Source organism: Thioalkalivibrio sp. ALE31 (assembly GCF_000377405.1).
Classification (GTDB): Bacteria; Pseudomonadota; Gammaproteobacteria; order Ectothiorhodospirales; family Ectothiorhodospiraceae; genus Thioalkalivibrio.
Genome location: NZ_KB905022.1, coordinates 92,290 through 112,244, shown reverse-complemented (window position 1 = coordinate 112,244; position 19,955 = coordinate 92,290). Strand labels below are relative to the sequence as shown.

The 19,955-nt window shown below is 66.1% G+C and carries 20 protein-coding genes; 12 read left to right on the top strand and 8 right to left on the bottom strand.

The window, feature by feature from the left end; all coding sequences use genetic code 11:
• Positions 1–89: 89 nt before the first annotated feature.
• Positions 90–1,145: a GlxA family transcriptional regulator gene (locus D103_RS0106380; protein ID WP_018876209.1), complete on the bottom strand. Its 1,056-nt coding sequence runs from the start codon at positions 1,143–1,145 to the stop codon at positions 90–92.
• Between the two features lie 134 nt (positions 1,146–1,279).
• On the opposite strand from D103_RS0106380, the gene D103_RS0106375 reads away from it, so the two are divergent.
• Entirely contained in the window at positions 1,280–1,861 is a 582-nt protein-coding gene (locus D103_RS0106375; protein WP_018866529.1) for an OsmC family protein, read from the top strand.
• A gap of 606 nt (positions 1,862–2,467) precedes the next feature.
• On the top strand, positions 2,468–2,947 hold the full coding sequence (locus D103_RS0106370; RefSeq protein ID WP_018876208.1) for a cupin domain-containing protein: 480 nt from the start codon (positions 2,468–2,470) through the stop codon (positions 2,945–2,947).
• A 134-nt stretch (positions 2,948–3,081) separates the two neighbouring features.
• Here D103_RS0106370 and D103_RS0106365 read toward each other — a convergent pair whose 3' ends face one another.
• A complete protein-coding gene (locus D103_RS0106365) occupies positions 3,082–3,504 on the bottom strand; it encodes a rhodanese-like domain-containing protein (protein ID WP_018876207.1) in 423 nt (140 codons plus the stop codon).
• Positions 3,505–3,780: 276 nt separating this feature from the next.
• Here D103_RS0106365 and D103_RS0106360 point away from each other — a divergent pair, with 276 nt between their 5' ends.
• The 5 genes from D103_RS0106360 to D103_RS0106335 all read left to right on the top strand — a co-directional run bounded on the left by D103_RS0106360 (position 3,781) and on the right by D103_RS0106335 (position 7,944).
• A complete protein-coding gene (locus tag D103_RS0106360) occupies positions 3,781–4,407 on the top strand; it encodes a hypothetical protein (protein ID WP_018876206.1) in 627 nt (208 codons plus the stop codon).
• Positions 4,408–4,718: 311 nt separating this feature from the next.
• The gene (locus D103_RS0106350) at positions 4,719–6,353 is read left to right on the top strand and encodes a methyl-accepting chemotaxis protein (RefSeq protein ID WP_018876204.1); all 1,635 of its coding nucleotides are present in this window, start codon (positions 4,719–4,721) and stop codon (positions 6,351–6,353) included.
• 318 nt (positions 6,354–6,671) lie between these two features.
• Positions 6,672–7,106 carry a DsrE family protein gene (locus D103_RS0106345; protein WP_018876203.1) on the top strand — a complete coding sequence of 145 codons (435 nt, stop codon included), beginning with the start codon at positions 6,672–6,674 and terminating at the stop codon, positions 7,104–7,106.
• A 166-nt stretch (positions 7,107–7,272) separates the two neighbouring features.
• The gene (locus D103_RS0106340) at positions 7,273–7,554 is read left to right on the top strand and encodes a hypothetical protein (protein WP_018876202.1); all 282 of its coding nucleotides are present in this window, start codon (positions 7,273–7,275) and stop codon (positions 7,552–7,554) included.
• A gap of 87 nt (positions 7,555–7,641) precedes the next feature.
• Positions 7,642–7,944: a DUF3817 domain-containing protein gene (locus D103_RS0106335; protein WP_018876201.1), complete on the top strand. Its 303-nt coding sequence runs from the start codon at positions 7,642–7,644 to the stop codon at positions 7,942–7,944.
• Between the two features lie 287 nt (positions 7,945–8,231).
• On the opposite strand, the gene D103_RS0106330 is transcribed toward D103_RS0106335, so the two are convergent.
• Entirely contained in the window at positions 8,232–9,563 is a 1,332-nt protein-coding gene (locus D103_RS0106330; RefSeq protein ID WP_018866522.1) for an ethylbenzene dehydrogenase-related protein, read from the bottom strand.
• A 247-nt stretch (positions 9,564–9,810) separates the two neighbouring features.
• Here D103_RS0106330 and D103_RS0106325 point away from each other — a divergent pair, with 247 nt between their 5' ends.
• Both D103_RS0106325 and D103_RS0106320 read left to right on the top strand, forming a co-directional pair.
• Positions 9,811–10,779, top strand: coding sequence for a daunorubicin resistance protein DrrA family ABC transporter ATP-binding protein (locus D103_RS0106325; protein WP_018876200.1), 969 nt, complete (start codon positions 9,811–9,813; stop codon positions 10,777–10,779).
• Positions 10,776–11,543 (top strand): ABC transporter permease, encoded by a 768-nt coding sequence (locus D103_RS0106320; protein ID WP_018866517.1) that lies wholly within the window; start codon positions 10,776–10,778, stop codon positions 11,541–11,543. Before D103_RS0106325 ends, D103_RS0106320 begins: the two co-directional genes overlap by 4 nt.
• Positions 11,544–11,582: 39 nt before the next feature.
• Here D103_RS0106320 and D103_RS0106315 read toward each other — a convergent pair whose 3' ends face one another.
• From D103_RS0106315 to D103_RS0106295, 5 genes are all read right to left on the bottom strand, one after another.
• Positions 11,583–12,623, bottom strand: coding sequence for a GGDEF domain-containing protein (locus tag D103_RS0106315; RefSeq protein ID WP_018876199.1), 1,041 nt, complete (start codon positions 12,621–12,623; stop codon positions 11,583–11,585).
• A gap of 368 nt (positions 12,624–12,991) precedes the next feature.
• On the bottom strand, positions 12,992–13,492 hold the full coding sequence (locus tag D103_RS0106310; protein ID WP_026280284.1) for a DsrE family protein: 501 nt from the start codon (positions 13,490–13,492) through the stop codon (positions 12,992–12,994).
• Between the two features lie 72 nt (positions 13,493–13,564).
• Positions 13,565–14,056 (bottom strand): DsrE family protein, encoded by a 492-nt coding sequence (locus D103_RS0106305; protein ID WP_018876197.1) that lies wholly within the window; start codon positions 14,054–14,056, stop codon positions 13,565–13,567.
• A gap of 29 nt (positions 14,057–14,085) precedes the next feature.
• Entirely contained in the window at positions 14,086–14,697 is a 612-nt protein-coding gene (locus D103_RS0106300; protein WP_026280283.1) for a TetR/AcrR family transcriptional regulator, read from the bottom strand.
• A 370-nt stretch (positions 14,698–15,067) separates the two neighbouring features.
• Positions 15,068–16,387 (bottom strand): rhodanese-like domain-containing protein, encoded by a 1,320-nt coding sequence (locus D103_RS0106295; protein WP_018876195.1) that lies wholly within the window; start codon positions 16,385–16,387, stop codon positions 15,068–15,070.
• Positions 16,388–16,525: 138 nt separating this feature from the next.
• Between D103_RS0106295 and D103_RS0106290 the strand changes: the two genes are divergently transcribed.
• The 3 genes from D103_RS0106290 to D103_RS0106280 all read left to right on the top strand — a co-directional run bounded on the left by D103_RS0106290 (position 16,526) and on the right by D103_RS0106280 (position 19,954).
• Positions 16,526–16,759: a hypothetical protein gene (locus tag D103_RS0106290; RefSeq protein WP_018866512.1), complete on the top strand. Its 234-nt coding sequence runs from the start codon at positions 16,526–16,528 to the stop codon at positions 16,757–16,759.
• Between the two features lie 361 nt (positions 16,760–17,120).
• Positions 17,121–18,656 (top strand): GGDEF domain-containing protein, encoded by a 1,536-nt coding sequence (locus D103_RS0106285; protein ID WP_018876194.1) that lies wholly within the window; start codon positions 17,121–17,123, stop codon positions 18,654–18,656.
• A complete protein-coding gene (locus tag D103_RS0106280; protein WP_018876193.1) occupies positions 18,653–19,954 on the top strand; it encodes an NRAMP family divalent metal transporter in 1,302 nt (433 codons plus the stop codon). Before D103_RS0106285 ends, D103_RS0106280 begins: the two co-directional genes overlap by 4 nt.
• The last annotated feature ends 1 nt before the right edge of the window (position 19,955 follow it).

Genomic DNA, 19,955 nt, shown 5'->3' with positions numbered 1-19,955 from the left:
ATCCCGTCAGCGATCGCCACGGCGCTGCGCGCCTCGCGATGACGGTGTCGGCCTGCGAAGGGGACACCCATCTTGACCCTATCCAGTCTTCAGCTCGCGGCCTTGTCCGGATGGGCCTGCCGGGCATCCAGGTCCGTGCCGGCAAAGAAGAGCCTGCGATAACGCCCCGGGGTGGTGCCCGTCAGCCGCCGGAACAGCTCCCGACAAAAAGATACGTCCTCGTATCCGACAGCAAAGCTGATCTCCTCGATGGACATCGTCGTAGTCTCGAGCAGGTGTTTGGCCCTTTCGATACGCAGGTTCTGCAGGTAATGCACCAGGGATACGCCGGTGGCCTGCTTGAAACGCCGCTTCAGGGTGCGTTCGGCCAGGCCGGATTCCTCGGTGAGCAAGCGGATCGCGGAGTGTTCGGCAAAATGCTGGCCCAGCCAGTCCTCGCACTGCCGCATTCGGGCGTCGGTATGGTCGGATTTCAGCACCAGCGGGGTATAAGGCCCCTGGCCTTCATCGTGCCACTTGAGTAGATACACCTTGGCGATGCGGATGGCCTCCACCGGGCCCAGATGGCGCGCGATGATATGCAAGGCCAGATCGTGCCAGGACGTGGTACCCCCGGCACTGACCATCCGCCCCGATGGGTCCGCCAGGACCAGATTGGGTTCGGGCAGGAATCGTACTTCCGGATAGTCGCGCCGGAACAGGTCCTGATACCCCCAGTGCGAGGTGGCGGCACACCCGGCCAACAGACCCGTTTCGGCCAGCATGATGGTGCCGGAACAGGCCGAGTAGATCGATTTCCCGCCCTCGTAACAGTCGCGAACCCAGCGCATCAGTTCCGGGTACCGGCCATGGAAGGATTCATCCGGGCCCAGCCACAGCTCGGGCAGGATCACGATGGACGCCTCCGGCTGGTCGCGAATCGCGCAATGCGGCTGCACCGGAATGTCGTTTCCGCACAGAAAAGGCTTGCGTTCGCGGGCGACGATGCGCACCCGAAACCCGGCCTGGCTGACGGGCTCATGGCGAAGGCGTTGCCAGAGATTCCCGGCGGCCGACAGCACGTCCACCATGCCGTACAGCGCGGAACCTGCGGTTTCGGGGACGGCAACGATCAGCACCTCGACAGGCATGTCCGAGCGGCTCATCTGCGTCCTCCGGTGGCACGAACGCCACGCTTCTGGCTCGTCTGCCGCTTATGCGGTCGATTCCCCGGTTATAGCCTAAAGCTGCGTCACCATCCGATGGCGCGCAATGGTCCCTTCTCAAACGGAGAACAGCCATGAACACGCAGAACACGATGAACGGCCTGAACGTGGATCAGATGACCACGACCGTGCAGGCCCTGCAGGACAACCGCGAACTCGCGCAGTTCGAGTTCCGCGCCCGCAACACCTGGATCAGCGGAGGCGAGAATCGATCGACCATCAAGGACTTCTATGGTGCGGGTGCCGAAGACGCCTCGCGGGATACCGGGTGGGAATTCACCAACGGGGAACCGCCGGTACTACTCGGCAAAAACGAGGGCGCCAACCCGGTTGAATACCTGCTCCATGCACTGGCGGGATGCGTGACCACGACGACCGTGCTGCACGCCACCGCCCGGGGTATTCGTATCCATTCGCTTTCGACCGAGCTGAAAGGAACGATCAATCTGGAAGGTCTTCTGGCGCTTAATGACGAGGTCCCTGCGGGCTACCAGGACATCGCCATCCAGATGCAGATCGACGCGGACTGCAGCGAGCAAGAACTGGACGACCTGCTCGGGTTTGCGCAGGACCACTCGCCGGTCTGCAACACGGTCTGCCGACCGGTCCCCGTCAGGATCGAACGGGTCTCTCATGCCGGGCGGTCGGCGGCCTGACGTCAGCGCCTGGGTGAACGCGCCCCTTGCAAGCGACCCGGTTTACAGGGTGACGGCGGCGCCAGCAGTACGCGCCGCCGTCTGCTGCGAAGGCCAAGGCTGGACCAGCGACGGTCCAGCGCTATAGCGAAGGCGCGAACGTGAGACCCATCTTCGCTCCCCACCGTTATTCGAGGCTGGCGCGATCCGCAGAATCAACGGGTCCGACCTTGCCTTTCGCTTCATGCCAACCCATTGAGGCTCTGGCCCCTGCTACATCCAGCACGGGCAGGAGCTTCGCCTGCAAGCAGGCTCCCACGGGCAACCGGGGGGCAGACCTTGGCTCTTGTGCCCGCAACACGGGACGGGCAAAAGGCATGGTCTGACCCCTTCGGTACGGCCCCCTCGGTGCGCGCGTACGGAACCACTGCCGCAGTAGCGAAGGTGCGACGTGGTAACCGCAACATCCGCTCCCCCGCCGCAAGATTGTGGAAGCCACCCCGACCGGGCCAAGCCAGAATCCTGGATAAAGGCCGCGCGCACGCATCCCTGTGGCGGGGCCCATGACGGAGAAAAGGCTACGCCCGGCCCGCGGCCGGCCAAGCCATGGACCCCAGGAGGTGCCTCATGTACGACCACTCGATCCGGCCCACGGGAACGCTTCGCCGCCTGGCTGCATGGGCCGCCGCGCTCGCCCTGGCCGCCCCCTTGGCGAGCCTGGCGGCCGACGACGGCCAGGCCTTTATCTGGGCGCCGGACGCCCCCGATCTCGAATGGAACCCCTGCCCGGCCTTCATGCCCGACGACTGCCGCCTGGCTGTCCTCCAGGGCGACCCGGCCGAGCCCAACGCCGATGTGTTCTTCCTGCTGCCCGGCAACAGCACCGCGCCCCACCACTGGCACACCAGCGCCGAGCGCATGGTGCTGGTCCAGGGCGAGATGCAGGTGGACTACGACGACCAGGAACCGGTGGTGCTTCGACCCGGGACCTACGCCTATGGCCCGCCGCGCCTGGCACACACCACCCACTGCATCTCGGACGAGGACTGCATCCTGTTCATCGCGTTCGAAGAGCCGGTGGACGCGCACGAGACGCACGGTCACTGAGGGCAGCCGATCCCTGCCATTCGGGCTTGACGCCCCGGGCTCGTTCCAACGGGCGGGCAGAACGACAAGCCTTTGCGCAATGCGCCGGGTCTCGGCGCATTGCCGTCAACGAGGTAGGCAGGCGAATACGCGCCTTATTCGGTAGCGGCGTCGCGGGGCCACTCGCGAAAGCCTTCGCGAACCGAAAGGCAGCGGGTATACCCCAGGTCCCGCAGCAGCTCGGCGGCGCGCAGGCTGCGCCGGCCGCTGTTGCACAGGCACAGCAGGATCTGGTCCTGGGTGACGTGATGCCGGTTAATCAGGGAGATGAAGTGCTGGAAATCGCGATCGTCCGGCTCGTCCGCGTCCAGCAGCTCCTGCTCTTCCTCCGACAGGCCCCGACCCAGTAGCTGCTTCAGGCGGAACAGGGGCACCGGGACCGCCCCTTCCACCTCGCCCTCCAGTTCCAGCTCGAAGGGCTGACGGATATCCAGCAGCACCGCCAGACCAATATCCACCAGCTCGCGGGCCGCGTTGACGCTGATCTCCAGCTTTGGATCGTCCGTCTCGTTCGCCATGCAGGCTCCTTTTGCGTCGGGGTTGTAAGGGCGCACGGGGTTCGCTTAAGCAGGCGCCCCTGGCCCCGATAGATTTCGCCAAACACCGCATGATTGCAAAAGGCCCGAAGCCCGACGCGCACGCGCGCTGGCCCTGCAGCGCCCCCCACACACCAGTCCATGCCGCGTGCATTGGGCCCCGTGGTTGTACGCGCCGGCCGAATCACCGGCCTCTCGCCTGCTTGAGGCGATTTTCGGGCACTATCGCAAGGGCAATCGTCCCCCATGGAGGCCCCCTTGACCGACGAGACTACCGGTGGAACCGAAGGCACGCTTCCCCTGCAACGCCTGGCCGGCTGGGCGCTTCGCGGCATCGCCGCCCTGACGGGCCTCGGCGGACTGCTGGCCTCGCTGGCCTTCTGGATGCTGGCGCAGGAGACACCGGAGCTCCCATGGCCGCACGTCTCCCTGATCCTGCTGCAGATCCTGTTCGGGATAGCCGTAGTCGCTTGGGTCGCGTTGTTGTGGCGACGCGCCCGGGCACTGGGAGCACTGGATACCCGGGACTATCCCGCCATCACCTGCGTTGTCGTCTGCATGCGGCTGGCGGGCGAGTTGCTGGCAACCGGCGTGGCCCTGTTCGCGCTGGCCCTGTCGGTGATCTCCCTGACGGCCGCAGAGCCCTTCGCGGGCGCAGCCGTTGCCGCGTTCGGGCTTGAAGCGGAACAGGTGGAAGCAATCGGCTGGGCACTGGCCGTGCTTGCAGCCCTCCTGTGGCCGCTGGCCGGGCTGTTTGCGGCCGGGATGATCCTGTTCGGGGCCTACCTGTTCGCCGACGCCATGATGGCCATGCTGGAGTACGTACGCGACCTACGGCGGATCCGCGAGACACTGGCATCGACCAGCGGGCGCGACCCGGAATGAGATGGCGGCCGGGCCAGGACCGCGGGTACCGGCCCGACCGGCGACCCACCACCTTGGGCGACCCTCGGCACGGTTGATGTGGCTCAAGGTTTGGCGCGCGGGGCCGTTTAATCTGTCATCAGGGTAATGCCGCCGCCGGTGGCGTCCGCTGCCATGCGCGCGAACAAGGCGCGGCACCTGCCGGTAACACCGCAGCCGTCCGCGCACGACGCCAGCACCCGGAATACCGGGGCACGGACGCCTGCATGGATCGGCATTTCCCGGCCCGGTACCTCGGGCTTACCCCTTCCAGGCCATACAAGGACCCGCCCATGAACCTCCGCTCGCTGTCCGTTCGATCCAAGCTGGTCATCACCATCGTGGTGCCCGTGGCCGCGCTCCTGCTGCTGGCGGCCCTGGCCGCCCGCGGCACGGCCAATATCGAAGAAGGCGTGCAGAACATCTACCACGACCGGGTCGTGCCCCTGCAGCAGTTGAAGACCATCGCGGACAACTACGCGGTGCTGGTCATCGATGCCGTGAACAAGGCCGATGCCGGGCGCATGACCGCGGAAGAGGCCCTGGCCGACGTGCGCGAAGCGCGCACGGAGATCGCCACGATCTGGGAGGCCTACCTGGCCACGACGCTGACGCCCCGGGAACAGGAACTCGCCGATGGCGCCCGCTCCCTGTTCCGCGCGGCGAACGCGGACCTGGATCGCCTGGAGGCGGCGCTGGGCGGGATGTCGGGCAATGTGCAGGGCGAGCTCGATGCCTTCAACGGCCCGCTGTACGACAGCATCGACCCGATCAGCGACCAGATCACCGAGCTGGTCGACCTGCAGATCGACGTGGCCGGTGCGGAAGCCGAACGGGTATCGGAGTTCTACACCCAGGTGCTGGTGCGCAGCGGCGCCCTGATGCTGCTGGTCCTGATCGGGGTCGTAATTACCGGGGTGTGGACCTATCGGTCGGTAGCGCTCCCGATCGCGCACATGCGCCAGACGCTGGAGGGGATTGCTGGCGACCATGACCTGTCGCGCCGGGTGAATGTCGGTGCGGACGACGAGATCGGCGCGACCGCGACCGCCCTGAACAGCATGCTCGACCAGTTCCAGGACTCCATCCGCGAGCTGCGCACCCTGACCGACCAGATGGCCTCGGCCGCCGAGCAGTTGTCCGCGGTCAGCGCGCAGACCGACGGCAACATTGACCAGCAGCGTTCGCAGACCGAGCAGGTCTCGACCGCGATGAACGAGATGGCGGCGACGGTTCAGGAGGTCGCGCGCAACGCCTCCGATGCCGCCTCCTCCAGCCAGGAAGCCGACCAGGAGTCGCGCGCGGGCGGCGAGGTCGTGCGTACCGTCGTCAGCGACATCGGCCGCCTGTCCGGCGAGGTCGCCACCATCGAAGAAACCGTGCGCAACCTGGACGAGAAAGGTCAGCAGATCGGCTCGGTGCTGGACGTGATCCGCGGGATCGCGGAGCAGACCAACCTGCTGGCCCTGAACGCGGCGATCGAGGCCGCCCGCGCGGGCGAACAGGGCCGCGGCTTTGCGGTGGTCGCCGACGAGGTCCGCACCCTCGCCTCGCGCACCCAGGACTCCACCGCCGACATCCAGGCGATGATCGAGGCCCTGCAGGCGGGCACCCGCAATGCGGTCACCGCCATGGGTCGCGGACGCGAGATGGCGGAGGCCACCAGCAACGATGCCGAGCGCGCCGGCCAGGCACTGGAATCCATCGTCCAGGCCATCGGCCGGATCAGCGACATGACCACGCAGATCGCGAGCGCCGCGGAAGAACAGAACGCCGTGGCCGAGGAGATCAACCGCAACATCTACGCGATCAACGACATCACCGGTGACACCGCCAATGGCTCGCGCCAGACCGCGACCGCCAGCCAGGAAGTCGCGGACATCGCCTCGCGCGTGCGCGACCTGGCCTCCGCCTACCGCATCGCGTAACCCTCGCATTCTGGTCACCCGCGAGGCCCGCTCCAGGGCCCGCGGGCCTGCCCCTGCAGGCGTTCAGATATCGTCCGGACTATCTGGTCCCGCGACGAGACCAGGCCTTCGCCGACAACAGAATTTGTGTTCGGCGCACGGGGAACTCCCACGTTCCTCGAGGATCGCATTCTCCAGCCGCCCGGGTCACGTCGTCATTCGATGACGTTTTCATGACCGCTCTCACTGTAATCGCATTCTAGACGCATTCTTGTTGCAATATGTTTTAGAATCTGCTTATTTTCTACTCTTCCACTTTCGAAACGATCAGGAGACTCCATGCGAGCCATCAAGACACTAGCCGCTTCCGCCCTTATCGCCCTTGCCGGTGCAGGCGCGACCGCACAGGCGGACGAGCCCTCCAAGCTGTTCGTCAGTGTCACCTCGGCCGATGATCACACCCAGTTCATGTCCATGGTTCTGGCCAACCAAAGCATGCGTCAGGGTCAGGAAATCCGTGTGCTGCTGTGCGGTCCTGCCGCGAAGATGGCGACCGAAGACTTCGACGGCGCCACCATGCAGCCGGCAGACCGGAATGCGCAGCAACTGATGATGAACCTGCTCAACAACGGCGCGACCGTCGAGACCTGCGCCATCTTCCTGCCGAACACGGACTACACCGAGGCCGACCTGCTTGACGGCATTACGCCGGCCGATCCGGAAGAAGTCGGTGCCTACATGGCTGATCCGAACGTGCGTTTCTTCTCGAACTGATCACTCGCTGGTAGTGATGACGAGGCCCTCTTCGGAGGGCCTTTTTTGTTGGTAGACCAGAATCCCAACAGGCCGCTTGGCCCGGTAAGATGTCGATTGTCCGGACCTCTTCGGTCCTCGGGTATACCCCGGATGCACGCCGACGACTACTGGGAGGAGCGTCGCTGTGAGACTCTGGTCGAAGTGGAAAAAAGGCGGGGCGCTGCTGGCCAACGTCCTGCAGCGCCAGGGAATCGACCCGAAGGCAGCCGCGGCACGGGATAGCTTCAAGCAGATCCTGGATGACGCCGAGGCCGAGGCCGACACGCGCCTGGCTCGCGAGCAACAGGACACAGGACCTCTGTCACGGGACGAGCGCAACACCCGCTGGGAGGCGCTGTTCTTCGAGGAGATCCGCGCCCGGGCCAGGGACTACGCACAATCCGCGCGCAACCAGCGCAAGAATTAACCCGACCACACTGCCAGGTCCATTTCGTGGCGCCCGTCGCGCTTCGTGCTACCCTCCGCCGCGTTTCCCGATCCACCGGTCCCGCCCATGAAATTCTTCCGCCTGATCAGCGTCCTCGAGGGTTTGTCGCTCATTACCCTGCTGTTTATCGCGATGCCGCTGCGCACCTATGCGGACATGCCCCTGGCCGTCACCTATGTCGGCTGGGTCCACGGCATTCTGTTCATGGTCTACGGCGCGGCGTCGGTGATGGCCAGCCATCTGAGCGACTGGCCGGTTTGGAAATGGCTGCTGGTGCTGTTCCTCGGCGTGGTGCCCTTCGGCTTCCTCTACGTGGACTACCTGATCCGCCGCGAAACCGCCCCCACCGGCAACGCCGAAACGGCCTGACGCGCGGCACAGCACCACACGGCGTCATCCCGGCCTCAGCGAAGCGCAGAGCCGGGAGCGCCCACGCCGGCCTTGCCACCGACCGCGCCCGCCCCACCGGCGGAGACCCCGGATCACCGCTGCGCGGCGTCCGGGACGACGGAGCGCAGGAGACCCGACGTCAGGCTTTGTGCCTTGCCCTGCACGTCTGGTGGCGCAAGGGCGTCGGGCGCACCCCTTCCACGGCCGAGAGTGTCGACACCAGACGAGTCCGGGTCTGAGCGCGCGTGGTGCCGACCCGCGCCGGCTCAGTCTGCGTCGCGCAGGAGCTGCTGCTCCATGTCGACGATGAAGCCCGGCAGGGTGTCTAGATCGTGCTGATCACGCACGCCCTTCTCGCCCTCGCGCACCAGCGTGCCGCCCGGGTGGTCGTCGCTGTGCAGGAACTGATAGGTGATCTGACCCGGGTAGAACACCTCCACCTCGGTCCATTCCAGGTCGGCTTCGTCCAGGTCCCCATCGACACGGCGAGCGACGATGTCGGCCTCCCCGTCTTCCAGCCCCAGGGTCATCGGCAGCGAGACCAGGTGCCAGCGCGCGCCCGCGGCACTGTGAACCGCGAAGGCGACGTTGTAGGACGCGCCATGTTCCAGGGTCTTGCTGTCCCGGGCGTTGGGGGCCTCCAGCGTGCGGGTGAGTGCAATCCGCCAGGCGCCGTCTTCGTAGCCACCATCGGCACGGATCGCGCCGCGGCTGCCGCTCGGCTCCCGCAGGAACCGCTGCGGGATCACATCGCCTTCCTGCCAGTCGTGGTCCGGATCGAAGGCGATTGCGTTGCCCTCGTGGATGTAATAAGCATCGTCCTGGCCGTACTCGCGGGCGATCAGGGCCTCCCACTCCAGGGCGGGGGCTCCGACCTGCTCCGGATCGAACATCCAGGCAGGCTGATCGGCGTCGTCATCCCAGTTGGTCGTGAACATGCTGGTGCCCTCGGACGACAGGCGGTAGTGCAGCACGTAGTTGTTGTCCGCGTAGCCCATCGGGTGGCTGCGGTGGGAGCGCCACTGCCACAGGTCGAGGAACACACCGTCGGACTGCAACTGTTCCAGGGCCTCGTCATCGATGACCTGATCCCAGGAGACCTCTTCCGGATCCTCCGTGACGCGGGTCTGCGGGAGGTACTTGCGCACGTCGCTGCGCCCGAGGTCGCCGCCCAGCTTCGGATGCTCGCGAACGGCATCCGCGTCCACCTCGGAGGTCAGGCTGCGCATACCGTCGTGCGCGGTCATCCATCCGCCCATGCGGTCGAAACCCTCCACCTTGCCGTCGTCCAGCATCATGGAGATTCGGTCCTCGTACAGGCCGTGCTCGTCCGGCCCCGGGCCGCCGGATCCGTAGCGCACCCACTCGCCATCCTCGTAGCGCCAGACCTGGTGATACCAGCTGGGCGTATCGGTCTCGTACTCGTAATGGATGCGGAAGTCTTCGTCGTTATAGACCGCGGCGACCCGCAGAACCGCGCGGGCATCCTCTTCGGCGGGAATAAAGACATTACGATCGGTGTCCACGACACGGGGTTCGGCCAGCGCCAGAGCCGGGCAGGCGGCGGCGACCGCAAGGGCCATCAGCGTTTTCTTCATGTGGCTCTCCCTATATATGGCTTTGAAGATATTTTTAACTCCCTATGACCAGAAGGGGATTAGCAGGTTCCTGCCGGGTGTCCCGACAGAGATCACGGCCAGAGGCCGTGCAACGCTGGCACCCACACCCGGCAGGAGCCGCACACCCTCAACAAACCCTCAACGAAGGAGACCTAGGGAGACTGAAGCGGCGGAACCCGGGCGCCCCGCCCGCGTCCGAGCGTGGAGAGCCGATCAGGAGACAGGTTTGGATAACGCCATCGAGGTACAGGGACTGGTACGGGACTTCGCCGCCACGCGGGCCGTGGACGGCGTCGATCTGCGGGTACCGACCGGGCAAGTCCTGGGCCTGCTGGGGCCGAACGGCGCCGGCAAGACCACCGTGGTCCGCATGCTGGCCACCCTGCTCGCGCCCACCGCCGGCACGGCCCGCGTGGGCGGGTTCGATGTGGCCCGCGAGGCCGCGCGGGTTCGCGAGATTATCGGCCTGACCGGCCAGTACGCCTCGGTCGACGAAAAGCTCACCGGACGCGAGAACCTGATCCTGATCGCCCGCCTGCTGGGGCTCAAGCGGGCCGATGCCCGGGCCCGTGCGGACGCGCTGCTCGCGGACTTCTCGCTGCAGGAGGCCGGGCGACGCCCCGCGCAGACCTACTCCGGGGGTATGCGCCGACGCCTGGACCTGGCCGCCAGTCTGGTTGGACGCCCGCGTATCCTGTTCCTGGACGAGCCGTCCACCGGCCTCGACCCGCGCGCCCGCCGCGACCTGTGGGAACGGGTGCGCCAGTTGCAGGCGGCGGGTACCACCGTCCTGCTGACCACCCAGTACCTGGAAGAGGCCGACGCCCTGGCCGACTCCATCGTGGTGCTGGACCAGGGCCGCGTGATCGCCGAGGGCACGGCCGCCGAACTGAAGGCCCGGGTCGGGGCGCGCAGCCTCTACGTGACAGTGGCGGACCCGGCGACCAGCGACCGCGCAGCCGGGATCGTCACCGGGCTCGCGGGACGCCCGGCCCAGGTCGAGGGGGCGCAAATCAGCGCGCCGGTGCAGGATGCCGGGCTGCTTCCCGCCGTGTTGCGGCGCCTGGACGACGCCGGGATCGAGGTGGTCGATCTGGGGCTGCGCGGCGCCAGCCTGGATGATGTGTTCCTGTCCCTGACCGGGCGCAGTGGCGCCGGCCACGCGGAACCGGACGCCGGGGAGGACGCGGCATGAACGCCATTGACCAGACCCTGGCGCTGGCCTGGCGCAGCCTGGTGCAGGTACGCCGCAATCCCTGGGAACTGGGCGACTACTCGATCCAGCCGATCCTGTTCCTGGTGCTGTTCCTGTTCGTGTTCGGCGGGGCCATTGCCGGTTCGCCCGAGAACTATCTGGCGTTCGTGCTGCCCGGCGTGATCGTGATGAACATGCTGTTTGTGACCGTGTACGTCGGCCACGGCCTGAACACCGACCTGACCCGCGGCGTATTCGATCGCTTTCGTGCCCTGCCCATCCCGCGCTGGGCGCCGCTGGCCGGACGCATCCTGGCGGACGTGGTCAAGCAACTGCTGTGTATCGCCCTGTTGCTGATCGTCGGGTTCCTGCTCGGCTTCCGCCTGGAGACCTCGTGGGCGCACCTGCTGGCGATGGTCGCGCTGGTGCTGAGCTTCGCGGTGGCCTTTTCCTGGGTGATGGTGCTGGTGGGCGTGATCGCGCGCGACCCGGAGCATGTGCAGCTGTTTGGCTTTACCGCGCTGTTCCCGGTCACCTTCGTCAGCTCCGCGTTCGTACCCGTGGACACGATGCCGACCTGGCTGCAGGGCTTCGTGCAGGCCAACCCCGTCTCGCTGCTGGCGGAGGCCGCCCGCGCCCTGATGAACGCCGACGGCCCGGCCCTGCAACCGGCCCTGTGGTCGCTGGCCTGGGCCCTGGGCATTGCCGGGGTGTTCGCGCCGCTGTCGGTCTATGCGCTCAACCGCCGGCTGGCCCGCGGGTAGCGACGCGCAGGGAGCCCAGCCGACAACCACCAGCAGGAGTCAGAACAATTCAATCTCACCCGCCTCGATCACGTTGGGCTTAATCACACCCGAATCAACCAACTGGTCGTACAGACAAACTTGGTTTTTCCCATTCGCCTTGGCGTAGTACAGCGCCTGATCGGCCTCGTCCAGCACGGCGCTTGCGGTCATGTACGGACGCAAGCGGGTGACCCCGATGCTGGTGGTAACACGTCCGACCCGTGGCAGCGCATAGTCCGCCACCGCCCGCTGCAAGCGCCCGAAGGTTGCCGCCGCCATCTCGGGACTGGCGATTTCGGCGAGGACCACGAACTCCTCGCCACCGAAACGGTAGACCAAGTCATTCTGGCGAAAGCTCTGCTGCAGCAGCCGTGCCAGTAGGATCAACACCTCGTCGCCATACACATGGCCGAAGCTGTCATTGATCCTCTTGAAGTCATCGACATCGATCACGGCCAGCCAGACGTCAGTTTCTTCAGGGTCGGGCTCCTCGCGGCGGCCCCTCGCAGGCTCCGGTGAATGGGTACTGCGCCCGATTGTCGCGAGTTCACGAAAGTTGTCTTCGAATGTCTTGCGGTTGAGCAGCCCTGTCAGCTCGTCCGTCTGCGCGTCATCAATCAGCTTGACGAAGTTGCGATACACCGACAGGAAGCTACGCACCAAGAGCGCGTCCAGCGACTCGTTGTCGCTGGCATTATCGAACGAGAATGCGAGGCAGATACTGAATTCCTTGAGGCCGGACATTGGAAAGACCGACACCCGGCGCCCCGATTCGTCCGTTCCCTCGGACGGCTCCCCGGTCGCAAGTGCCTGATCCAGCAGCCAGACAGGTATGGGCTGTTGCTCCTGATCGAACGGCACCGTGGTCACGGTGTCATGCTTGCGGTCGAAGGAATGGAGGCTTTCGGGGTGGCCCTCGGCAGTGAGCTGGATCGCCCAGATCTGCGCCGACTGGTAAATGCTGTCCAGTGTCTTGAGAAGACTGTATTCCAGACGCTGAGCATTGCGAATGCCCGTGAGGTGGGCCAGCCCGTCAAGCAAATCTCGACCGCTGGTCATTGCATCAGTCCCGAGGCTTGGGAGGGAGGCGCCGAGCGCCAGGACTCTCGTCCGGGTGCTGCGGTTCCAATTTATCTCTGCGCATGATGGCCTGCGCGTCTCGCCTTGAGATGACCGCAACACGCCTGCAAGGTTCTAGAACAGAGAAAAACTCGCGAATTTGCCTCTCATGTTACGGGAAACGCAACCTGGACACCCTCGGGGCAGGAAGAAGGTACGACTCCGGGCCGAACACGGACGGACGAAGAACGGCAATAACCGACTCGGGACCGAACCGGCTTTTCGACCAGAGACATTGCGTGATCCGGGAAAAGACCGCCGGCGCATCTCCGCGACAACAAGCTTTCTCCAACAGGGACAGCAAGTGCTCAGTAAACCGGCACCAGCGCGTAGCCCTGGTTCTGATATCCCATGACCGCGATGAAGCCGCTGCGTACCGGCTGGATCGGATCCAGGATGGTGTCGTTGTCCACACCATAGGCCCGCGTCGCGGCGGCGCAGACCTCCATCTTCACGCCCAGCTCGTCCAGGCGGTCCACCGCCTTCGCGATCTCCTCCAGGGTGTCGGCGTGATCAATCGCCACCTCCGGCTCGGGGTCGGTGTTGATGAACTTGACCGCCTCGGCGATGAAGACCATGCGCAGATCGGGCTCCACGCCCTCCTTGAGCAGGTTCTCGTGGTTGGTGGCGATGCCGCGCAGGTAGGCCAGCATCACGTTGGGATCGGACTTGCGCATGTCATAGACCGCGCGCATCGTCTCGATGCCCTGGGTCGCCTCGCGATTGTCCAGACCCTCGGCGCTCGCCGTGGAGGCAAGGCCAAACGGCAACAGCAGGGCCAGCAACAGGATCAGCATTCGATTTCGCATGGTGGTTCTCATCCTTTTATGGTGAAGGCCCGGGTGTTTCGTCCCCGGGCTCGAAACCCGAACCCTAAAGACTCAATAGATCGGGATGACCGCGTAGCCCTGGGCCTGGTAACCGGTCAGGGACACGAAGGTATTGCGCACCGGCTCGATGCCGGGCAGCAGCTCGCCGTGCTCGACGCCGAACAGGCGGGTGGCCACGGCGCAGGATTCCATGCGCACGCCCTTGTCCTTCAGTGCCGCCACGTGTTCCTCGATCGCATCCAGGTGGTCGAACTCCGTCAGCTCGAAGCGCTCGCGATCCTCGGAGACCATGGTCACGGCCCGCCCGCGAAAGGCGAGGATCATGTCCGGGTCCACGCCCTGATCGGTCAGATCTTCAAAGGTCTCGCGGATCACCATCAGATACAGCGCGAGCAGCTCCGGGTCGTTGTTGTTCAGGTCGAACACGACGCGGCCCTGCTCGACGCCGTCCAGGGCGCGGGCGTCGGTGGGGGTTTCGGCCTGGACGCTCAGGGTGGTCAGCGACAGGGTCAGCAGCAGGAACAGGGATGCAATGATCTTCATCGGGGATTCTCCTTCGGTAGAAAAACGGGTTACGGGCAGTTAGCCGAGGGCATCGCGATGGCGCGCCAGGCGGCCTCCTGGGTCTCGGGCAGGTAGTGCGCCAGGGGTTTCTCGAGCACGCCGTCGAGGTACAGGTGCAGCAGGCGGATGGCGCCACCGAACGCGGCGGTGGCCGCCACCGGGATCTCCATGGGCCGGACCTCGCCGGCGGCGATGCCCTGTTCGATGCACTCGCGCATGCGCTGGAACGGCTGCGAGGAGCACACCGGCGGCTCGTCCGGGAGAAACTCGCGGTGCCGCGCCTCGAGCACGAAACGCATCGTCTGCGGGGCCTCGGTGGCGGCCCGGAACATAAACGCGATGATCCCGTCGCAGCGCGCGCGGCAACCGCTCTCGCGCTCCATCACCTCGGCCAGGCCCGCATCCATGCGTTGCAGCAGCTCGTCGTACAGCGCCTTGGCCAGCGCCTCCTTGTTGCCGAAGTGGTGATAGATCGAGCCGATGGAGACACCGGCCTGACGCCGGATGTCATGGATGGAGGTATTGAAATAGCCATCCTGACTGAACCGCTCGAGCGCGGTATCCAGCACCAGTTTGCGCAGCGCGGCGCCGCGCACGGATTGCCTCGGGTTCTCTGTCATCGCCCATACCGAACCGAACGTTCGTTCTAATTTAGCGCGAAGATATGGGAAATGCCACATGCGACCCGGCACTGCCTTCTCGCCAGGACCCATTCTCCGCACAACCGACCTTCACGTACGCGGTGTACTTCCCGTGCTGTACTTCCCAGGGAAATGCTGATCCACGTGCACCCTCGCCCTTAAAAGAGCCCGGGTTTCCGGCCGATTGCGGTTTTGCAAGCGCCCCATCGGCCAGGGGGCTGGCCTCCTGCAAACGCTGGCTCCAGACCAGTAGGAGCCGAGCCCTCTCGGCGATTGAGGCCTTGCCCACGCCCTGCCGGCAGGGGCTGGCTTCCCACAGGCGAGGGACCCGGACGCTCCGCATTGGGATTCAGAAGTCCTCGAACTCCATGGCGCGGAACACGCGGCCGGCGTTCTGGCGATGCAGCTCGCCGTAGGTGTCCAGGTGGCGGTAGGCGGTCTGGTCGATGTTGTAGGCATCGTTCAGCGTGCCGCCCTCGTCGAGGATGCGCTGGACCTCCTCGCGCAGGTACACGAGATAATCGTGGGTGTAGCGGCGGAGCACCTCGAAATCGTTCACCGGGTCGCCGTGGCCGGGGATGATGTACTCGGCCTCCAGGGCCTCCAGTTCGTGCCAGGTCTCGATCCAGCCGGCGGTATCGGTGTATTCGAAGATCGGCAGCATGCGCTGATGGAACGCCAGGTCCCCGGTAATAAGCGCCTTGCGCTCCGGCGCCCAGAGGGCGATATCGCCCGGCGCGTGGCCCGGCCCGAGGTAGCGGATCTGAATGGTTTCACCGCCCATCTCCAGGTCCAGGCGGGTGGCGAAGGTGACGTCCGGCGTGCCCAGCTCGGTCATGAACGCCTTGTCGCGGGTGCGGGTGGCGGCCGCTTCCAGGCTCGCCTGACCATTGGCCTCGATCTCGCGCCAGGCATCGTTGTGCGCGATGACCGTGGCGCCCTGCTCCTGCCAGTAGGTCATGCCGAGCATCGCGTGGCCCTGGGCATTCTCCAGCACCACGTATTTCACCGGTTGATCGGTAAGCTTCTTGATCTCCTGATGCAGCGACTTGGCCAGCAGGTAGTTGTCGCCGGCGTTCATCACCACCACGCCATCATCGGTGATGATGAACGACAGGTTGTTGTTGTGGCCGGAGTTCTCGTAGGTGGAGGGCTGGGTCGCGCCGATCGCGGACCAGACGCCGTCGGTCACCTCCTGCGGGCGGTCGTAGAGGAACGAGTCGCGGGCCTTGTCCAGCACATACAGCGGCAGCCCGGCGTCTTTCCACTCGAAGAAACCCCCGGGGTAGTTGTACACATTGGTGTAGCCCATCTGCTGCAGGGTCTGCGCGGCGGCCACACTGCGCAGGTTCTGGCCGCAGTAGACGACGATCGGCGTGTCCTTGTCCGGGATCTCGCCCGGCACCTCGAACTCGATCCAGCCACGCGGGATATTCAGCGTCTCGCTGGAGCGGATCTGCCCGCCGGTGTGATCAATCTCGGTACGCGTGCGCACATCAATCACCACGTGGTCGGGCTCGCTGGCGATCAGGTCCTGCAGGCCCTCCTGGTCGATGTTGGTGATCTCCGCGTTCGCCGCCTCCAGCAGCGTGTCGCCCGTCAGCACATCGGCCTGCGCGGCACTGCTGCCCACCGCGGCAAGGGCCAGCCCCAGCCAGATCGCTCGCATGGTGATTCTCCGGTTCGTATCCATCCCTTCACCATAGCCCTCCGCGGCGGCGGCAGCCAGGCGCGGTGCTTGAGCCGCCTCCGGCAGCGTCTATATTCATGTTGTAGGCACACGGCCCCGCGGCCGAAGGAGCCCGCAATGAGCACCCATATGGCGGATGTCACCATCCACATCGACGAGGACACCGACCACGCGGCCCGCGAACGCATCCAGGACGCCCTGCGCGAACTCCCGGGCGTGATGGCCGCGTCCAGCCACGATGAACGCCCGCACCTGATGGTGGTGGAGTACGACCCGCAACGCATCAACAGCCGCAAGCTGCTGGACACGGTCACAGCCTCCGGTGTGCATGCCGAACTGATCGGCCTTTAAGGAGACGCTGATTGAATCGCACGTCCGCGTTGGCGCCCCCTGTTTTCCGAGACAAGGCGCGTCGTGCAGCGGGTAGTGGTTCTACCCGCAAGCGGCGCAACGCAGGATCGGGGAACAGGGGGCACCAACCCCACAAGCCAGTGAAAGCAGGGGCTCGGCCGCTTTTGCGCGCGCACAGCGTTGCGGTTCCCTTGTGCAGAATGACTGCACGGCAGTCACCGCGCCTTGTTCGCGCGCAAAAGCGACTCGAGCGCGGACGTGCGATTCAATCAGCGTCTCCTTAAGGCCCCCCCCTGCGGAGGGAGCCGCGCGCCGCCGCGGAGGCGGGACAATCCTGCATCGGTCTGTCACCATACGGCCGATGGGGGAATCGGCCGACATCCAGCGTGGCAGCACGCATGCCGCTAACAGGGACGCCCGCCGCACCGCGCGACGGCCGCGCCCGGAGGGCTGGGGCGTACTGCTGGGCATCGGCCTGGTGCTGGCCATGGCCTATGTCGCCCTGCCCCATGGCCCGCTGGCCAGCGCCCTCTACGTCATCACGACCGCCGGCGCCGCGGTGGCAGTTGCCCTCGCCACCCTGCGCCCTCAACGCCCGTTCGCCGCCTCGTCCTGGGCCCTGATCGCCGCCGCGCTGGCACTGGCCGCCACGGGGCACGGCATCTGGTACTGGCTGGACCTGCAGGGCCTGGAGCCCTTCCCTTCGGCCGCGGATGTCTTCTACCTCGCCGTGTACCCGCTGTTCGCCGTGGCGTTGTGGCGCTTGGGGGCCCAGGCCGCGCGGAACGATGGCGCCTTCGTGGATGCGCTGATCGTGGGGATCTCGGCCGCGGTCCTCGGCTGGGCCCTGCTGATCGCCCCCTACACCTACGACCCCGGACTCGGCTGGCTGCAACTGCTGGTCTCCACGGGCTACCCCGTTGCCGATCTCATCCTGCTGGTGCTGGTGCTGCGCCTGGTGTTCCTGCAGCGTACGGGCATCACCGCCCACAGCTTCCTGCTGCTGGGGATGCTGGCCTATCTGGCCGCCGACCTGCTGTATGCCCATGGCAACTCCGCGGGCTGGTACCTTGCGGGCGGCCTGACCGACGCCCTCTGGCTCGTGGCCTATGCGCTGATCGCGGCGGCCGCATGGCACCCGTCCGCGAGAGTGGAACCGCAAACCCACACCTCGCCCGCCGAACTGTCCGGTCGGCGCCTGCTGATCCTGGGGGCGGCCTCGGTGCTGGTCCCCATGGTGATCCTGGCCACCGCCGCAGGCGAGACGGAGACCATCCGCGTGGCCGCGATCGCGTCCATCCTGCTGTTCCTGCTGGTGATGTACCGCATGGCAGGCCTGCTCCGCGAAACCCACGTACTGGCGCAGCGACTGGAACACCTCTCCCGCAGCGACGCACTGACCGGGGTCGGCAACCGTCGCCACCTGGAGGAGCAACTGGACCGCGAAATCGCGCGGGCCGAGCGTAATGCCGGACCACTGACCCTGGCCTTCCTGGATATCGATCACTTCAAGCGCTACAACGACACCCACGGCCATGCCGCCGGCGACGCCCTGCTTCGCGACATGGTCCGCGCCTGGCGCCCGAGCCTGCGCCCCACAGACCTGCTGGCGCGCTTCGGCGGCGAGGAGTTCGTGATCGTGTTTCCGCATACGGATGCCCGGCAGACGCGCCATATCCTGGAGCGCCTGCGCGCGGCGATGCCCAGCGGCCAGACCTGCTCCGGCGGCATTGCCAGCTTCCGCCCCGGGGATACGGCCGATTCGCTGCTGGGCCGCGCCGACCAGGCCCTGTACGCCGCCAAGAACAGCGGACGCGACCGCATTATCATCGCCAGCACCGACGCCCTGCCCCAGTCGGACACGGCAGCAACCGATCAAGGAAACATCGATTCATGACCGCATCCACCCGCGCCACGCTGCGCGCCGCCATCGGACCCGGCCTGCTGATGGCCGGCGCGGCGGTGGGCGTCTCGCATCTGGTCCAGGCCACCCGCGGCGGCGCCGAATACGGGCTGCTGCTGATCCCGATCGTGCTCCTGGCCTGCCTGTTCAAGTACCCCTTTCTGGAATTCGGGCCACGCTACGCGGCCGCCACCGGGCACAACCTGCTGACCGGCTATCACCGGCTCGGCAACTGGGCCCTGGGCCTGTACATCGCGGTGACGCTGGGCACGCTGTTCATCATCCAGGCCGTGGTGACACTGACCACCGCGGGGCTGTTCGCCCTGGTCTTCGGGCTGGACCTGTCGATGGTCGTACTCTCCGCACTGATCCTGGCCGCCTGCATCGCCTTCCTGATGGTCGAGGCCTACAAGGGGCTCGACCTGGGCATGAAGATCATCATGGCCGCGCTGAGTGTCTCCACCGTGGTCGCGGTCGCCCTGGCGTTCCAGGAGGCCCCCGACTGGCATGCGCTCTCCGGCGCCCGGGAATGGTCGAACCTGTGGACCCTGGCCGGGCTCGCCTTCGTGCTGGCGTTGCTGGGATGGATGCCGATCCCGCTGGACGTGGCCGCCTGGCATTCGGTCTGGACCCAGGAGCGCGCACGCATGACCGGGCATCACCCCAGTGTGCGCGAGGCCGTGTTCGACTTCCGGCTGGGCTTCTTCGGTGCCACCGCGCTGGCACTCGTGTTCATGCTCCTGGGGGCCCTGCTGATGTACGGCAGCGGTGTCGGCTTCGCCCCGGGGGCGGCCGCCTTCTCGGCGCAGCTGGTGGATCTCTACGCCCAGAGCCTGGGCGAGTGGAGTCGCTCCCTGATCGCGATCGCGGCGCTGACCACGATGTTCTCCACCACCCTGGCCGTGACCGACGCCTACCCGCGAGTGATCATGGCCACCCTGCGCGCGCTGCGCGAGAACAGCCACCAGCCCCGGGGCAGCGACCCGGACACGGGCGCCGAGGGCCGGCTGGAATGGTGGGGCTATCGCATCGCCCTGCTGATCGTCGCCACCGGGGCGTTGGCCCTGATCTGGCTCGCCGGCGAGCAGTTCACACGCTTCGTCGATATCGCGACCACCCTGTCATTCCTCTCGGCCCCGATCCTCGCCTGGATCACTTTCCGAGCGGTGATGTCACCAGATATGCCGGCGGATGCCCGACCCGGGCCCGGCCTGCGTGCCCTGGCCTGGGCCGGCATCATCTTCCTGGCCGGGTTTTCGCTGGCCTGGCTGGTCTGGCGCTTCGTGCTCTGAC

Coding starts and splice junctions, on each gene's coding strand:
- D103_RS0106380 (WP_018876209.1), bottom strand. CDS start 1,145: ATGAGCCGCTCGGACATGCCTGTCGAGGTGCTGATCGTTGCCGTCCCC.
- D103_RS0106375 (WP_018866529.1), top strand. CDS start 1,280: ATGAACACGCAGAACACGATGAACGGCCTGAACGTGGATCAGATGACC.
- D103_RS0106370 (WP_018876208.1), top strand. CDS start 2,468: ATGTACGACCACTCGATCCGGCCCACGGGAACGCTTCGCCGCCTGGCT.
- D103_RS0106365 (WP_018876207.1), bottom strand. CDS start 3,504: ATGGCGAACGAGACGGACGATCCAAAGCTGGAGATCAGCGTCAACGCG.
- D103_RS0106350 (WP_018876204.1), top strand. CDS start 4,719: ATGAACCTCCGCTCGCTGTCCGTTCGATCCAAGCTGGTCATCACCATC.
- D103_RS0106345 (WP_018876203.1), top strand. CDS start 6,672: ATGCGAGCCATCAAGACACTAGCCGCTTCCGCCCTTATCGCCCTTGCC.
- D103_RS0106335 (WP_018876201.1), top strand. CDS start 7,642: ATGAAATTCTTCCGCCTGATCAGCGTCCTCGAGGGTTTGTCGCTCATT.
- D103_RS0106330 (WP_018866522.1), bottom strand. CDS start 9,563: ATGAAGAAAACGCTGATGGCCCTTGCGGTCGCCGCCGCCTGCCCGGCT.
- D103_RS0106320 (WP_018866517.1), top strand. CDS start 10,776: ATGAACGCCATTGACCAGACCCTGGCGCTGGCCTGGCGCAGCCTGGTG.
- D103_RS0106315 (WP_018876199.1), bottom strand. CDS start 12,623: ATGACCAGCGGTCGAGATTTGCTTGACGGGCTGGCCCACCTCACGGGC.
- D103_RS0106310 (WP_026280284.1), bottom strand. CDS start 13,492: ATGCGAAATCGAATGCTGATCCTGTTGCTGGCCCTGCTGTTGCCGTTT.
- D103_RS0106305 (WP_018876197.1), bottom strand. CDS start 14,056: ATGAAGATCATTGCATCCCTGTTCCTGCTGCTGACCCTGTCGCTGACC.
- D103_RS0106300 (WP_026280283.1), bottom strand. CDS start 14,697: ATGACAGAGAACCCGAGGCAATCCGTGCGCGGCGCCGCGCTGCGCAAA.
- D103_RS0106295 (WP_018876195.1), bottom strand. CDS start 16,387: ATGCGAGCGATCTGGCTGGGGCTGGCCCTTGCCGCGGTGGGCAGCAGT.
- D103_RS0106290 (WP_018866512.1), top strand. CDS start 16,526: ATGAGCACCCATATGGCGGATGTCACCATCCACATCGACGAGGACACC.
- D103_RS0106285 (WP_018876194.1), top strand. CDS start 17,121: ATGGGGGAATCGGCCGACATCCAGCGTGGCAGCACGCATGCCGCTAAC.
- D103_RS0106280 (WP_018876193.1), top strand. CDS start 18,653: ATGACCGCATCCACCCGCGCCACGCTGCGCGCCGCCATCGGACCCGGC.